This window comes from Sphingomonas sp. Leaf230 (assembly GCF_001421745.1).
Taxonomy (GTDB): Bacteria; Pseudomonadota; Alphaproteobacteria; order Sphingomonadales; family Sphingomonadaceae; genus Sphingomonas.
On sequence record NZ_LMKW01000009.1, the window covers coordinates 554,900 to 569,444 of the forward strand.

Annotated in this window: 14 protein-coding genes; 9 read left to right on the forward strand and 5 right to left on the reverse strand. The window is 59.3% G+C overall.

From position 1 onward, the window contains the following. Positions 1–65: 65 nt before the first annotated feature. The 6 genes from ASE82_RS11690 (at position 66) to ASE82_RS11710 (ending at position 5,897) form a co-directional block, all read left to right on the forward strand. Positions 66–1,253: a tyrosine-type recombinase/integrase gene (locus tag ASE82_RS11690; RefSeq protein WP_056063140.1), complete on the forward strand. Its 1,188-nt coding sequence runs from the start codon at positions 66–68 to the stop codon at positions 1,251–1,253. 125 nt (positions 1,254–1,378) lie between these two features. Further along, positions 1,379–1,606: a helix-turn-helix transcriptional regulator gene (locus tag ASE82_RS20390; RefSeq protein ID WP_162236740.1), complete on the forward strand. Its 228-nt coding sequence runs from the start codon at positions 1,379–1,381 to the stop codon at positions 1,604–1,606. Continuing rightward, the gene (locus ASE82_RS11695) at positions 1,603–2,193 is read left to right on the forward strand and encodes a hypothetical protein (protein ID WP_056063143.1); all 591 of its coding nucleotides are present in this window, start codon (positions 1,603–1,605) and stop codon (positions 2,191–2,193) included. Before ASE82_RS20390 ends, ASE82_RS11695 begins: the two co-directional genes overlap by 4 nt. After that, on the forward strand, positions 2,193–2,960 hold the full coding sequence (locus ASE82_RS11700; protein ID WP_056063146.1) for a hypothetical protein: 768 nt from the start codon (positions 2,193–2,195) through the stop codon (positions 2,958–2,960). Before ASE82_RS11695 ends, ASE82_RS11700 begins: the two co-directional genes overlap by 1 nt. Before the next feature lie 11 nt (positions 2,961–2,971). Next, positions 2,972–3,253, forward strand: a complete 282-nt coding sequence (locus tag ASE82_RS11705; RefSeq protein WP_056063149.1) for a hypothetical protein — start codon at positions 2,972–2,974, stop codon at positions 3,251–3,253. 130 nt (positions 3,254–3,383) lie between these two features. Continuing rightward, complete coding sequence (locus ASE82_RS11710) at positions 3,384–5,897, forward strand: VapE domain-containing protein (protein WP_082441453.1); 2,514 nt, start codon at positions 3,384–3,386, stop codon at positions 5,895–5,897. A gap of 105 nt (positions 5,898–6,002) precedes the next feature. Here ASE82_RS11710 and ASE82_RS11715 read toward each other — a convergent pair whose 3' ends face one another. Then, entirely contained in the window at positions 6,003–8,078 is a 2,076-nt protein-coding gene (locus ASE82_RS11715; RefSeq protein ID WP_235524677.1) for a hypothetical protein, read from the reverse strand. 914 nt (positions 8,079–8,992) lie between these two features. Between ASE82_RS11715 and ASE82_RS11720 the strand changes: the two genes are divergently transcribed. Then, positions 8,993–9,901 carry a GGDEF domain-containing protein gene (locus tag ASE82_RS11720; RefSeq protein ID WP_056063154.1) on the forward strand — a complete coding sequence of 303 codons (909 nt, stop codon included), beginning with the start codon at positions 8,993–8,995 and terminating at the stop codon, positions 9,899–9,901. Between the two features lie 302 nt (positions 9,902–10,203). Here ASE82_RS11720 and ASE82_RS11725 read toward each other — a convergent pair whose 3' ends face one another. Next, positions 10,204–11,097, reverse strand: coding sequence for a LysR family transcriptional regulator (locus ASE82_RS11725; protein WP_056063156.1), 894 nt, complete (start codon positions 11,095–11,097; stop codon positions 10,204–10,206). 87 nt (positions 11,098–11,184) lie between these two features. On the opposite strand from ASE82_RS11725, the gene ASE82_RS11730 reads away from it, so the two are divergent. Further along, entirely contained in the window at positions 11,185–12,165 is a 981-nt protein-coding gene (locus ASE82_RS11730; protein WP_156348869.1) for an NAD-dependent epimerase/dehydratase family protein, read from the forward strand. A gap of 144 nt (positions 12,166–12,309) precedes the next feature. On the opposite strand, the gene ASE82_RS11735 is transcribed toward ASE82_RS11730, so the two are convergent. The 3 genes from ASE82_RS11735 to ASE82_RS11745 form a co-directional block, all read right to left on the reverse strand. Further along, positions 12,310–13,098, reverse strand: a complete 789-nt coding sequence (locus tag ASE82_RS11735) for a hypothetical protein (RefSeq protein WP_056063162.1) — start codon at positions 13,096–13,098, stop codon at positions 12,310–12,312. A gap of 291 nt (positions 13,099–13,389) precedes the next feature. Then, on the reverse strand, positions 13,390–13,746 hold the full coding sequence (locus tag ASE82_RS18945) for a thermonuclease family protein (RefSeq protein ID WP_235524678.1): 357 nt from the start codon (positions 13,744–13,746) through the stop codon (positions 13,390–13,392). Between the two features lie 234 nt (positions 13,747–13,980). Further along, positions 13,981–14,205 (reverse strand): YozE family protein, encoded by a 225-nt coding sequence (locus tag ASE82_RS11745; protein ID WP_056063167.1) that lies wholly within the window; start codon positions 14,203–14,205, stop codon positions 13,981–13,983. A 135-nt stretch (positions 14,206–14,340) separates the two neighbouring features. Between ASE82_RS11745 and ASE82_RS11750 the strand changes: the two genes are divergently transcribed. Next, positions 14,341–14,544, forward strand: a complete 204-nt coding sequence (locus ASE82_RS11750) for a hypothetical protein (protein ID WP_056063171.1) — start codon at positions 14,341–14,343, stop codon at positions 14,542–14,544. The last annotated feature ends 1 nt before the right edge of the window (position 14,545 follow it).

Genomic DNA, 14,545 nt, shown 5'->3' on the forward strand with positions numbered 1-14,545 from the left:
ATTACTGCGTATGACCACGTTGTGCTAAAGAGGGTCACGAATCAGGGCAGAGAATTGGGGCACAGATGGCTAAGACGAACGCGCTCACAGCGTTAGCCGTGCGGAACGCAAAGATTAACGGCCGAATCGCCGATGGGGGTGGCCTGTATTTGTCGACGACCAACGGCGGAAAGCGCTGGACCTTCATTTATCGATGGGACGGCAAGCGGCGAGAGATGGGGCTGGGGTCTGCCGCTACGGTAAAGCTAGCGGACGCGCGGACCCTAGCTAGTGCCGCTCGCGACCATCTCGCTGCCGGAGTCGACCCCGTTGCGGGCCGGGAAGCTGCGCGGACATCGGCGGTCATTCCGAAATTAGTGACGTTCGCCACCTATGCGGAGGCTTACATCGCGTCCGTTGAGCATGGATGGCGGAATGAGAAACACCGGCAGCAATGGCGCAGCAGTCTGAAAACCCATGCTGCCAGTCTGTCAGACTTGGATCTCAATGCGATCACGACAGACCACGTTTTAGACGTGCTTCGTCCGATCTGGTCTGACAAGCCGGAAACCGCTGGTCGCGTTCGCGGCAGGATCGAAAAAATCTTGAACGCGGCGAAGGCCCGTGGATTACGAAGCCGTGACGCCGCAAACCCTGCGCAGTGGCGCGGTCACTTGGATATCCTGCTGCCCCTTAGGTCCAAGCTGTCACGCGGACACCATCGCGCGCTTCCCTACTCTGAGATGCCGTCATTCATGCAGATGCTCGCTGGCCGTCCTGCTATGGCAGCGAAGGCACTGACGTTTTTAGTTCATTGCGCGTCCCGATCAGGCGAAGTCCTTGGGGCTCGCTGGGGAGAGATTGAGGGTAGCTTATGGACCATACCGGCCGACCGTATGAAGGGTGGCCGGCCGCATACGGTGCCGCTCTCAAATGCAGCCCAGCAACTGATCTCTGAAATGGAACGCGGAGAAGCCACCGACTTCATTTTTCACGGTGGTGAACCAGACCGTCCAATGTCGAACATGTCCATGGCCATGCTGCTGCGACGAATGAAAGTGAACGTCACTGTTCACGGTTTTAGATCGACATTCAAAGACTGGGCGTCGGACGAAACCAGCTACCCCGACGAGCTATCGGAGGAATCACTGGCCCACATTATTGGGTCAGCCGTTAGACGTGCGTACCGCCGTGGCGAGGCTCTTGATCGTCGCCGCAAGTTGATGGACGAATGGTCCGACTACATTCTGGAATTCAACTCAAAGTTGAAATAGACGCTGGGATATTCGAATGCACAATCAACTTTCTCATAGTTCGCGAAGACTTTCCCACGGATATTAGGTTGAACAAGGTTGGGGGTGTATGTCTCCGAATCGGAAGCCCGAGTCGGAGAATCGTCATGACCACTACTGTCCAACCATGGAAAGACATTGAGCCACGAGGGCCGTACTTGCGCCCTGCTCAAGCCGCAGCATTTTGCGGCATCTCGAAGCCCACCTTATATGAGATGGTACGAGCAGGGACCTTTCCGGCTCCCGTTCGCGTGCATCCTCAGGGCAAAGCCACCGTAATTCCGCAGCCTTGGCTGGAAGCCGTATTGTCGGCCCGCATGAGGGCAGCAGCATGAGCCCTCAGGAGCAGGTAAAGAACCTGCAGACCAAGCGCGCCACAGCGAGAGCTCAGCGCGACGCCAACGCCTTGGCAATTACTGCCGATGACGCGGCGCGACAGGTCAACGCGGAAGCTGACGTGCTGGGCCTCCCGCGCCCTCATGAACAACTGTCCGACGCCAAACGTGCCGATCTGATCGAAGCCCAGGCCGCCTGCGTCCGGATAATCGAATTCGTGGACAACCAGATGCCTGGCGCGGTTCAGCAGGTTGAAAATGCCGTTGCCGCCCGACGGAGTGTTCAAGGGCAGCACATACGGGCAGAGCTTGTGCCGCCATTGCTTGAAGCGGCGCAGGAAGCCGGCGCCGTGTTTGGACGTGCGCTCGCCAGCCTAGCTGCTGCCGAAGATACCGCCTTACGGCTGCAGAGCCGCCTAGGCACGCCATACGGCCACGGCAACGCGTCAGCACTCTGCGCTGCCATGAGCTCGGCCCAAGCGGCGAACATCTACTGCGACGTCGGGCCAGGGCGCGGGGCTTGGGACTGGGCGGGATACTCAGAAACTGCCGCCAAAATCGAAGAACAGATACAGGAGGTTGCATAGTGACCCAACCAGTCAAAAGCGATCCGGTGACGCTGCTGGCGCTCGGCAACCGTATGGGCCTGCAGGGCTTCGCCACGACAGAGAAGCTAAGCGTCGAAGTTGGCGACGACCAGAAGCGTGGCGCAGGTGCTGCCGCCATCGCTGCGGCCAAGCAGGCCGGCCTGAAGGGCTTCACCGTGTCGGCCCCGGCCCAGTCACAGCCGCCCCGCAGCGAAGGCACTATGGCGCTCGCCGTACGGCTCGGGCTTCCAGGCTTCGTGCCGAAGGAGGCTGCGGCAACCAAGGGCACTCCTACGTCGAAGCCCGCGACAGTCCCGCCGACCATTCGAGTATCGCAGACCCCGAGTGCAGCGGCGTCGCATACATCCACATCCCGCGCTGCCGCGCCTGCGCCACAAATGTCGAAGCAACGGTTTGTGTGCGTAGACATTGCCGCTGGCGGCCTTGATGCGTTCACGGCACTTGAGGGTAAGATGGGCCAACCGTTCGCATCGAACGTCCGCGGTCAATCTTCATGGCTGCAGCGCGACAATCCTGACGGCGGCCAGACGCGGGCCTATCCTGCGATGAATACCGACCTCATCAAGCTGGAAGCGATGGGCAGCAACCTAGGAAGCCCCGCGCTGCGCATGAGTGTCGGTCCGCTACCCCTGAGCCAGTTCGCAATGCACACGTCCGCAGGACCCGTTAAGTCTGGATCGCAGAAGTCAGCATCGGGCATAAACCCCAGCGTACCCGGTGCCCTCCGTCAGGCGCTGAGACGATGAGGCCGCGCCGCATGATCGCCTGGCCGTTGTGGGAGCAGCGTCGGATCGCAGAACTGCAGGCCGGAGGCATGCCCCCGGAAGTCGCCCGGTGCATCGGCAAGGCCGAAACAGTCAATCGGCAGCGCATTAGCCGCTGCATTGGCTGGCGAAGGGCTCGGACGGCCGAGTTGGACTGCGTCGTCACCGGCGAGACGGTCAAGTTCGTGATTATCGGGGGCCTCGCAGGGCTGACTCCTGCGCAGCGGCAGCGCCTGTTTGCCCTGCCGAACCTATCGCCGATGATCACGCCGTAAGGCTTCGTCGACACTAAAAACAGAAAGCCGGAGCGAGGATGAAATCGCTCCGGCTTCCCTGGATTCTGCGAACCCGTCCACACGGAGATACATAGCAGATTCTGGGCCTGACACAAGGCTTAGTTGAATTATGGCTACCCGTTTTAAGCATCTGTCTCTCGTATCTTCTACTGACTCAGAACCGCAGTCGATCATTGATCAAATCAGCGATCTCGTCGGGGCGGGGTTTGCTGTTCACTGGATCAAACCGCGATCGAAGAAGCCCGCCTACGGTGCGGGATGGCCTGATGCGCCTGTCTCTTCATTTGAAACGTTGCGATCAACGTATGTCGACGGTAACAACGTAGGCGTTCGGCTCGGGCAGCCATCTGCTCTTGTTGGCGGCGGCTACCTTCACGCCATCGACCTCGATATTCGTATTCCCGAGCTCGCAGATGAAGCCTGGGCAGCGTTCGCGGCCCTCTTTCCAAACGTCCGCCGCGAGGATCTGCCAGAAGTCGCATCGGGTAGTGGTGGTGAGTCACGGCATCTCTATTTTGTCACTGACAGGCCGTTCAATTCGAAGCTGTTGGCACGGTCTGACGGCAAACACCGTCGCGCGGATGGCGGATGGCCCAATGATTGGGAAATCGAGCTATTTGGGAGTGGTAAGCAAATAGTTCTCCCGCCTTCTATCCATCCTGTGACCGGAAAGCCGTATACTTGGGTCCGCGAGTTCGATTTCGACGGCTTCGAACAGCCGTTTATCCCGGCCGCCCACGTCGAGTTGCTGGGCGCCGTCGATGCGCAGATGCTTCCGTTTGAAGCCATTCCTCCCGCGACGTTTGAACCGGGTCAGTTGGAAAACGAACTGGCGATGATTCCGGTCTCCGATTTGCACTACGACGAATGGATCAAGCTCGGCCAGGCGCTGCACCACCAGTTTGGTGGGTCACAGGAGGGCCTGGACCTGTGGGAGAAGCATACCCGCCGGTCGACGAAATTCACCGGTGACGCCCAGCTGCGCGAAATGCGTCGCATCAAGTGGCGTTCGTTCGGCAAGTATCGCGGCAAACCCGTTACTATACTGACAGTCCGTCAGTGGTATCGCGATGCATTCCATGTCGCGCAGGTTGCTGACTTGGACGATATGGAGGATCTACCAGTCGAGCTCACCTTACCGACCGGCCCATCGGATTTTGACGACCTCCTCAATGCGCCTTCCCCAATCGCGTCATCTGATGAATCGGTCTTCGATATCGGGCTCAGCGATACGGCGCCGGACTGGAAGACGCTACTAGCTATCAACGAGAAGGGCAGCATCGAAGCGAACCTGCACAACCTGCGTCTAATCATCGAAAACGACAAGCGGACTACAGGCGTGATGGCCTTCAATGAGTTCAGCCAAGAGATTGTGCAGAGGGGTATGCCCGGAGTCCGCTCGCCCAACCGGAAGAACCAAGCGAAGCCCTTCGTCCAGCTGACGGGGCCGATTTGGACCCTGCACGATCGTGCGAACGGAGACTTCTGGACCGTCGAGAAAGACAACAGCATCCGCGCGATGATCGAAGCCCCTAAGACGCAGGGCGGTTACGGGATCAAGGTTTCTGATCGCGACCTACAGGCGGCGATCGAACTCGCCGGTCACAAAATCTGCTTCCATCCCGTACGCGAATATCTGTCGGCCCAACAATGGGATGGCACGCCGCGGGTCGAGCGGCTGTTCATTGACTACCTGGGCGCAACAGACGACGCCTACGGCCGTGACATCGCACGGCTAATGATGACCGCGGGCGTTGCTCGGATATTCGAGCCCGGCTGTAAGTGGGACTACGTCGTCATCCTGCAGGGCCTGCAGGGGAAGCGCAAATCTACCTTCATCAGCACGCTGGCAAAGAACTGGGCGGCCGAGCTCGAGGGAGACATGACGGACACACGCGCCATGGTCGAGGCGATGCAGAAAGCGTGGATACTCGAAATTCCGGAACTAGCTGGCTTTACCCGCGCCGACGTTCGACACATCAAGGGGTTCGTCAGCCGGCAGACGGACAAAGTGCGGCTGGCATATGCCAAACGGGCACAGGAGTATCGTCGGCAATCTATATTTTGCGGCTCCACCAACGACTTCAAATTCTTGAAAGACGATACCGGCAACCGTCGTTTCTGGCCTATCGGCTGCCACGTCGAGTCGATCGATATTGATCGACTTCGGGCTGAAGTCGACCAGCTTTGGGCCGAAGCCGTCGTGCTCTACCGCGCCATGCGCGTCGCGCAGCCGTTCGGGGACTTGCCGCTTTATCTGACCGGCGAGGCTGCACAGGCGATCGCAGTTCAGCATCAGGAGTCAGCGCAGGTGGAAAGCGCGGATGAGGCGCAGGCAGGTCAGATCGGCGCTTGGCTTGATACGCCGATTATCAGCGGCAGCGTTGATGACGACCGAGACGCTGACGGCAAAGCCATCGTTCGGCACGAGACATGTTTGCTCGAAATCTGGGTCGACTGCCTGAAGAAGGACCGCGGACTCTATAACCAGCAGGCCGCGCAGATGCTTGGTCGCGCAATGCGGTTGGTGCCAGGATGGACACCAGAAAAGACGCCTCGTCGATTTAACAAAGAATATGGAGTGCAGCGTGCAATCACTCGCGACATTGCGACGCTGCCTTAGACCTCCAAGAGAGGGTTTGCCTGTCTTCCGACATCGCCGCGGCCGATGATGGTAAAGGATGCGAACCCTACCTCTAGAATTGAGCCAGTCAGCACTGCATGCGGGTTAGCCTGTCTCCCAGACTTCGTTGAGTATCCGCGCGGCGAGTGCGGCCTTATCCTGCGGGAGAAAACGACCATAATGGAGCGCGACCATCTCTGGGGTATCTTGGATGGCGTAGCTGGCCTGCTCGAACGACCCCGTAGTCTTGAGGATGTGCGTAGCCAGAACATCGCGGACATTATGCGGGCCATGCGGCAGCAGCCCTGCGATGGCCCCGCGTTTCGTATAAGGATTATAGATTCCGTATCGCTGAATAATCAGCCGCCAGGCTTCATAGAATGTCGCGGAGTCATAAGCCGCGTCGCGCGAGGTACGCTTCACCGTTTTCACGAAAAACGTGCAGGGATCTTCCGCGGCCGCCAGTAGAATTGGCCGATGCTGAGCGATGTAGGCGTCGATATGAGGGTATAGACCGTCGAGATCTGGCAACAGAAGCCTGAAGGGTTGCCCGCCGAAGAAGGACGAGTTTGCATTCTTGAAGGCGTTTGACGGAATAAGGACTTCCCACTTTGTCTCACGAACGTTCCAACGAAGTTCGCCACGCTTGAGCGTCTCAAGCTGGCGTTCGGACCGCGGCGTATTGCCGCGCGGACATAAAAGCAGTTGCCGCAAATTCTTCTGACGGACGCCTAGGTGAAGGCCCATTCGTAACATAAGCATGCCGCGCACGACCTCAGCGGCTGCCTTGGGATAACGTCGCCCGTCCGGGATGCGAGCCGCAATTTCCGCGGTGATCAGCCGATAGCTCGCTAGCGGACGGTCGGTTTCGAGAATGGCCAGAATTGGCTCGAACGGGTCGCGGTGCACTCGCGCGACCCGTTGGATTTCTTTGGCCCGCCGTAGACAGTGATCATGAGCCTGGTCGCAGATGCCGTCCCAGTCGATCCGCGCACGCGCCAAGTCATCGTCGCTTACCAAGCCATCGATTACGGCTAGATCGAATGCGATCGCAGGGCGCTGCCGCAACCATCCAGTCTCCCGGCGCGTCAGCGCCAAGCCGAACGCCAGCATGTTGACTTCCCAGTTCGTGTAGAAGCCTCGCTTTGTTTCGCGCCAAGTGAGATACCAGTCCCATACTGACGGCAGGACGAGCAGGCCGAGGGTGAGGCTATCGGACGGCACCCCCCGGCCGCCGATTGGTGAAGTGGGATCAGCGGTCATCGCCCCGAACAGCAACCCAAGATGTTCGACCTTCTGTGCAACCGTCTCATCGCCCCATACACCTGCTCGTTTGCTGCCAATCGCGCTCAGTGTGGACGTCTTGAATTGTATCAAATCTTTGACTTCACGGATCAACCGCGGCGGGGTGCGCAAGCCATTCACCTTCGGGTACAGCACGGCATCGTCCCACGCCCCGCAGTCGACACCGTCGAGCGGTGGGAAGCGCAGACCATAACGGTGCCTGAGAGATTCGGCCTGATAGCGGCGATAGTCGGTCGCTCCGGAAACGATCACAGTTCGGACCCAATCGATGATTTCAGCGCGTTCGGCGTCAGGGCGCTGGTCGAGATCGTCGGGCAGATGCCACGCCATGCGCCGCCGCTCGGAATCCGCGATGTTCGTAAAACGGTGGCCCCGTGGTGCTTTTGCCGCCGCGATCAGTTTGTCGCGAAAATAGTCGGCCGGCAGACGATACCGTTGCTCGACGCGCCCGAGAACCTCGAAGCTCTGTAACGTGGCCGGCAGCCTCTTCCCGATCTTCCAATTGTGGAAGGTCTTGCGATCGAACGCCTCGCCTGATGCGATGACCGCGCGGTGGAGATGGTGACAGCTATCGCCATGACGTTCGAGATGAAGGGCAAAAGCCTCGGGAAATGTCGGCGGATCGACCCATTCGAGGACAAGAGGCTGTGGAAACTCAACAATCGCGCGCGGTTTCGGCCCTCTCTTTTTTGGAAGGGACAACGTGTCTGGCTTGGCAGCAAAGGTGCGCGCGAGATTACATGGGTCCTTGGGTGAAATGGCAACGGGCAAAAACGGTCTCCTGAGCAAAATTTTGCTCAGACCAAGACGCCTGACGGCGCGCTTCGCGCTAAACTTTAGCGACCAGTTGTCCTTCCCAAGGACGAGGACGTTCACTTGCGACCGCCGACAACCGCACTAGGGCGCCCTTAGCCTCCACATACCAGCATTCGAAACTCCCAGAAAATCTGGCAAAAGGCATGGCTTTCCCCTTCAAACACCGGATTACAGCCCGTTTTGGAGGAATTTCTACCAACCTGTAACGTTGAAACCCGCAGGAATCCGCCATTGTTACAGGCGTTACATGTTACAGGTCCCCGACCACAGTCTGTCGCGCTATGAATGCCCACCGTGTACCATCCGCTGTCTCAACCACGGTCGTATCCTACCCATAGTTTCACCACTGCCTATTAGACTCCTGTAACACCTGTAACGCTGTAACAATGGCGGATTTCTGCGGGTTTTGGCGTTACAGGTCATGTTACAGGGTCGGGGTCTGTAACGGCATACGGGTCTAGGCTGCGAATTTCCGCATATTGCCCTGCATCTGGTTTGAAATAGGTCAGAAACAGGGACTCCGCGTCCCGCGCGGACGGCTACGGACGCTGGAAAGTCCCTTGAGCGGATTGCAGGTGTCCGTGGACGTTCGTGGCCGTCCGCGAGGCGAACAGACGTAGGACGATAGGGTGGCGCTGAGACAGCGCGCCACGGCAGTCTAGACCTTTACGGGTTCTAGTGTCCGTTATGCTCCGGCCGCACCGTACCGAGCGAGCCCGTTGTCTTGAGGTATCTCCTCCAACGTGCATTCATCCTGACACCTTGGCCGAGCCGTCGCATGGCGGGGCCGTTCCATCGGCGGGTTGAAGCATCGGTTGATCGTCAGAGAATCACGGACCCATCGCGGTCCCTGGTCGATAGCGTTTCGATGTCGATGGGATTAGTGCGCGGGGACAAGACCGTCCTTCGAGAGAACTTCAGCCTTCCGATCGGAAACCGACATCCACGACGACGCAAATCATGAGCTTCGCAATTTGAGACTGCTGAGCGAGCATTGCGGCGACGTGTTCGCAACGGTCGGGCCGGACATGAGGTTTCGCTACGTCTCGCCATCCGTAACGAGGATTTTGGGATGGCCGATAGAGTCCGTGATTGCTCGTGCAGTCACCGATTTCGTCTTGGACGAGGACGTGCCGATTATCGGAGCTGCGACTGCGCAACTTCGCGCCGGACTCATCAGAAGCGCGATCGTCACCGTTCGCGTCAGGCATCAAGACGGAACGATCGTTTGGGCCGAGATCACCTCCCGTCCGATCGGTAAACCTGGTTTGGCTGACCTCGGTGAGCGGGCCGTCGTGATACGGGACGTTACCGAACGGAAGGCGTTGCAGGATGCCCTGACCTCCATGGCGATGAAGGACGGTTTGACCGGCCTTGCCAATCGCCGTGCCTTCGACATCGCGCTTGCGGATGCCTGGTCGGAGGTGAGGACATCGCGAAGTCAGATGTCGCTGCTGCTGATCGACGTGGACTTCTTTAAGGAGTTCAACGACGCCTACGGGCATCAGACCGGGGACGACTGCCTCCGTGCGATATCGACAGCGCTTTTAGGACTGCCTCTTGCAGCGGGCGACGTCGTAGCGAGGTATGGCGGTGAGGAACTGGCCGTTATCCTCCACCGCTCCGGCGCCGCGGAAGCGTTGAAGGTGGCGGGGCTGGCGTGCGACGCGGTACATCGCCTGCAGCTTCCACACAGGCAGCCCCCTACGGCGGATGGGATACTGACGATCAGCGTCGGAGCAGCGACGGTCCTTTGGCGGGAAGGTGGGTCCGCAAACATGCCCCACGCACTTATCGCGTCCGCCGATCGCGCGTTGTATCAAGCCAAGAGCAACGGACGAAACCGAGTATCGACCGGTCTAGTGCTGGGCGCGTCAGCCTAACCGGCGGTGCGGGCTAGAGGGTACGCATCTGGGTCGCTTAGGTCCCGACGCCTTGGGCAGTTCCGCCTACACCCGGCCGTTCATGCTGGCGACCCGAGCTTCCGATAACGGCCATTCGTTAGCGCGATCTTTCCCGTTTCTCCGACTCCGGTTGGCCATTTCGGGAAAGAGTAATTGGAAACATATTATGGGAAAGGGGTGCCCCGGACAACTCTTGGCGCGAACGCCCGGGCTACTGTCTCGCTAGGGGTTCCCAAACGAGAAGGGATGAAGCGTTGTCCTTTTTGCGGGATGCAGATTAATCAGCCTAAAACTGCGAAGTCCGAGAGGCCAGATGCCAATGTATCGAATACCGCGCGACACCTGCTGCTGGTGCGAAGGTCCTCATGCATGACGAGCCAAAGCGGAAGGTCGAGACTGAATGTCTCGGGTAACACGCGAACCAGTCCATCGTCCCGTGCGGCGATCATGGTCTGACATATCCCGATGCCGAAGCCAGCGCGCAGCATGGCAAGCTGGACTAGGTTGCTGTCGACACGCATGGCGAAGTCGCCATGCCTCACTCCCGGAAGCATCCCCATGACCGCTTGGCCGGTAGTCGATAGCGTATCCATACCGATCAGGTCGTGGGCAGCGAGGCTGACCACATCGGCCGGTCTGCCTCGTCGTTCCAAATAATCCCGCCGCGCGAACAGCCCGAGCGTCACCTTGCCGAGCCGGCGTGCAATCAGGGATTGCTGGGTCGGATCGGTCATGCGCAGCGCGATATCCGCCTCGCGCTGAAGCAGGTCGGTGACCGCGTCTGTAGGTGCCAGCTCGATCGACAACGCCGGATGATCGCGGCGCAATTGCGCCAGCAGCGATGGCAGATGCTCGGTCGCGAACACCTCGGCCGCGGTCACGCGGACTGTGCCGGCGACCTCGTCGTCCGCTGCCGAAGCTGCGCGCAGCAACGCATTCGTCGTCTTGACGAGTTCGTCGGCGAACGGGCGCAGGGACAAGGCGCGATCGGTAGGCGATAGTCCGCGCTGCGACCTTAGGAAGAGCGTGCCGCCAACCGCCTGTTCCAGCGTCTCGACATGGCGTGCGACGCTGGGCTGGGTAAGTCCTAGCAGACGTGCCGCGCCCGACATCGAGCCCGTCCGCATCACTGCGGCGAACGTCCGATACAGATCCCAGCTCGGCCCTGTGTTCATTCATTATCGTATACCTATGCGCCTTTTTTCGTCAATTCCGTGGTGATCGCCTCTGCCCCATCTTCCGGCAGCAATATGGAGGCGGTAATGACACGAACGGCTTTGGTGCTGGGCGCAACGGGTGGGATCGGAGGCGCGGTAGCGCGCCGGCTGATGCAATCGGGCTGGTCCGTCCGCGGGATGGTCCGCGACGGCGGTGCAAAGCGTCTTTCTGCAGGCGTACTACCGGTCATCGGCGATGCCTTGGATGCGGCTGCGGTCGCGAAGGCCGCGATAGGGACTGAGTTGCTGGTGCATGCGGTCAATCCGCCCGGCTATCGCAACTGGCGCCAGCTCGTCCTGCCGATGCTCGACAACAGCATTTCTGCGGCTAGCGCAGCCGGTGCACGACTTCTCCTTCCTGGAACCGTCTATAATTACGGACCCGACGCATTCCCGGTGATTGGCGAGCAGGCGCCGCAGCGACCCCGGACCCGCAAGGGCGCGATCCGTGCCGAGATGGAACTTCGCCTTCGCGATGCCGCTGAGGCCGGCGATCTAACGTCGTTGATCGTGCGAGCGGGCGATTTCTTCGGACCCGGCGCCGCCAACAACTGGTTTAGTCAGGGATTGGTGAAGCCCGGTACGCGTCCGACGATCATCCATAACCCCGGTGCACGGGGAGTGGGTCATCAATGGGCCTATCTGCCGGACGTCGCTGAGACGATGGTCCGCCTCGTCGAGGAAGCCTCGCTGGCACCGTTCGACACCTTCCACATGGATGGTCACTGGGATGCGACCGGCACGACGATGACGAACGCGATTGTGCGGGTGTTGGGCGATCCAACCGTGCCGGTTGGGCAGCTTCCCTGGTGGCTGTTGAAGATCGCAGGACTGTTCGCCGCCACCCCGCGTGAGCTCGTGGAAATGCGCTACCTGTGGCGCGCCCCGGTTCGTCTGGACAATGCTCGCCTGCTGGCGACGCTCGGCTCGGAGCCCCGGACGCCTCTCGATGACGCGGTGCGAACGACGCTAAGTGCCATAGGGTGTCTTCCAAGTTCTCAAATGAACAATGGAAGCGGGCTTTGATGATGCTAAAACTTTCCCGAACCTCTATCCTTTTGGGAAATTCGGCAGCTGTCCAATGTCTGCTATCGCCATCCGCATTTCCGAAAGCAGCCTGTCCGCTTTCCTCCCCTTTCCGGCCCTCGGGCTTATGCGCTGAGGATGAGATCAATCTCCTTCTGCCTTTTTCCTAGCGGCGTTACGAAGCGCGCTTGTGGCCTCAGGTTCGTAGTACTTATCGCCTAATTTCCTGATCATAGCTTTGATTTCCACAAATGGATCGCGGCCTGAGCTCTCCTCGTCTTTCTCGGTCAGCATGTGAATATCTACCAGAGTCATAGTTTCAGATATGCGATCCTCGCAATGAAGAAGACTAAATGTTAACTTTCGCTGCTGCCAAAGTCTTTCGCGATCTGTAGCCTCGTTCGATATGAGCTTCATGCAGTATTCTTTTAGCCTTATTGATGCAACGCGGACCGCTACATCATAAGAAAGCTGGTTAATCAGGGAGTCTATCTCAATCGATAATGTTATGAGAGACTTCGGCGTTTGACCCATCGAGTCCAAACGGTCGGTTTTATAATTTGCCAAAGCCGAAAGATGGCCTAGCTTCTCGCTGAGGAGCTTACGCCTTTCAGTAACATATGATTTGAGAGAGGCTTCTACCTGCCTTTGGGGATCGTCCAATTCACTTCGAAGTTTCCTCATTTCGTATTGGTCGTTCTTCCATACAAAGTATGAAGCTGCGACAAGCCGCAGCACGACCACAACCAGCACGGTCAGAGCGACACCGAGCGCAAGCGTCTCTTGGACTGTAGCAGTCATTTTGGCGCCCGCCGCCCAAAGCGCCAAAGTTGAGAAAGGCACAATCAAGATTGTTAGCTGATCGGTGAGTAAGACGGACTTCTGCGAAGCTCGTTGGAGCAGTACCCCGGCATACGATAGTGGCTGATTCATGCTCGTATGGTGGGCTGTCACACGGTGGTTGTGGAGTCGGAAAAGTTAGACAGGCTATTTCGCTCCCGAACGATGTGAATCATGCAGGTTGTCACCGCTTGCGATACGCTCGCCAACGGTGAAGAGTTGTTCGTGTCGGTCCGATAACTGTTGGGTAAGATAGCAAAATTGATGTCAACGGGGTTGCCGATCGCGCCCTTGGGATGGCGTGGGATGCTCCCAGACAGCCCAGCCTCGATACCGCCCAGTCGAGCGGCTATAACCGGCCGCCCGCCTTTCGCTTGCTGGACCCTACCGGCACTCTCCCATCCGATACTGTCGCCAGTACCGATCCCACCGCACAGCGGCGCCGGCGGCAATCGCGGCGCACGACAGCGATCGGCCATCCGGCAACGTGCATCGAGCGACCACACGGCTGTAGCTCTTACCGGTCGCCTCGCATCGCAACGTCTTCCGCAGCACCAGGCGTTCGACAATCTGCTGACTGCGTTTGGCGGCGGCGTTGTCACAGCGATAGTTCACCCGCCGCGGGTCCGCCGCTCGGCAGGGTGACGCGCTTTCGAAGTCCGGCGCCTGGACGCCAGCAATCCGAACCTTGACGCCGTTCGAACACCATAAAGGCCCGTCGCCGTCGTGTACGCGGGTCACCGTGCATGAGAACGTCGTCTCTGGTGCGAGGGCGATCATCGAACCACTCGCATCAGTGCTTCGTCCGACTGGCGTCTGCTACAGCGTTCAAGCAGTCAGCTAAAACCTCCCACTGTCGGTACTGCTCCGGCTGCCCTGGTGGCGTCTTTTCCATACCCGACGCCACGATCTTGCATGCGCCCATCTGGCCATGATCGGCCATCAGCGCGAAGGCCTGCCGCCACGCGTCCTGCATCACGCCGACAACCAGTCGGTTTCGGCGTCGTCGACCGCGGCGAACATGTCGCCCTCAGCCTGCATGGCGCTGAGATGTTTGCGCACGGCCTCCGGATCTCCGTTGCGGGGAAAGCGCCGATCAACGACGGCGCCGGCGGCCAACTGGCCAACCAGATCACTTCGGTCTTTCTGCGCCATGAGCCACTGGCCAAACGCTGGCTTCGGCTCGTCATGTTCGGTCATTCTCGCGTCCCTCGAATCAGTGGACTGCCAATCGCATCAGATTGATGTTCTTGCAATGTTCTTGCGAATCAACGGGGATCGCGCCTAGCTAGGGGCAGGCCACGAACGGCGACTCGATACTGACGGAGCAACGAAATGCAGCACGATCTGCGGCTGAGAGCGGCTGCCCGCGTGATATACGACAACGTCTACCCACCTGTTGATGCAGTGCAATTCAGCTTCGACGAGGCCGAACGGTTCGGAACTGTGGAGTACCGGCAGGCCGTCGGCGCTGCCCAGGACGCACGGTCGGTTCTGGCTGCGCACCACGACCAGCTCCTCTTCGCCGCGATCCTATAGA

Bases quoted from the DNA above. Each gene is read 5' to 3' on its own strand.
- ASE82_RS11690 (WP_056063140.1), top strand. From the start codon at position 66: ATGGCTAAGACGAACGCGCTCACAGCGTTAGCCGTGCGGAACGCAAAG.
- ASE82_RS20390 (WP_162236740.1), top strand. From the start codon at position 1,379: ATGACCACTACTGTCCAACCATGGAAAGACATTGAGCCACGAGGGCCG.
- ASE82_RS11695 (WP_056063143.1), top strand. From the start codon at position 1,603: ATGAGCCCTCAGGAGCAGGTAAAGAACCTGCAGACCAAGCGCGCCACA.
- ASE82_RS11705 (WP_056063149.1), top strand. From the start codon at position 2,972: ATGATCGCCTGGCCGTTGTGGGAGCAGCGTCGGATCGCAGAACTGCAG.
- ASE82_RS11710 (WP_082441453.1), top strand. From the start codon at position 3,384: ATGGCTACCCGTTTTAAGCATCTGTCTCTCGTATCTTCTACTGACTCA.
- ASE82_RS11725 (WP_056063156.1), bottom strand. From the start codon at position 11,097: ATGAACACAGGGCCGAGCTGGGATCTGTATCGGACGTTCGCCGCAGTG.
- ASE82_RS11730 (WP_156348869.1), top strand. From the start codon at position 11,185: ATGACACGAACGGCTTTGGTGCTGGGCGCAACGGGTGGGATCGGAGGC.
- ASE82_RS11735 (WP_056063162.1), bottom strand. From the start codon at position 13,098: ATGAATCAGCCACTATCGTATGCCGGGGTACTGCTCCAACGAGCTTCG.
- ASE82_RS11745 (WP_056063167.1), bottom strand. From the start codon at position 14,205: ATGACCGAACATGACGAGCCGAAGCCAGCGTTTGGCCAGTGGCTCATG.
- ASE82_RS11750 (WP_056063171.1), top strand. From the start codon at position 14,341: ATGCAGCACGATCTGCGGCTGAGAGCGGCTGCCCGCGTGATATACGAC.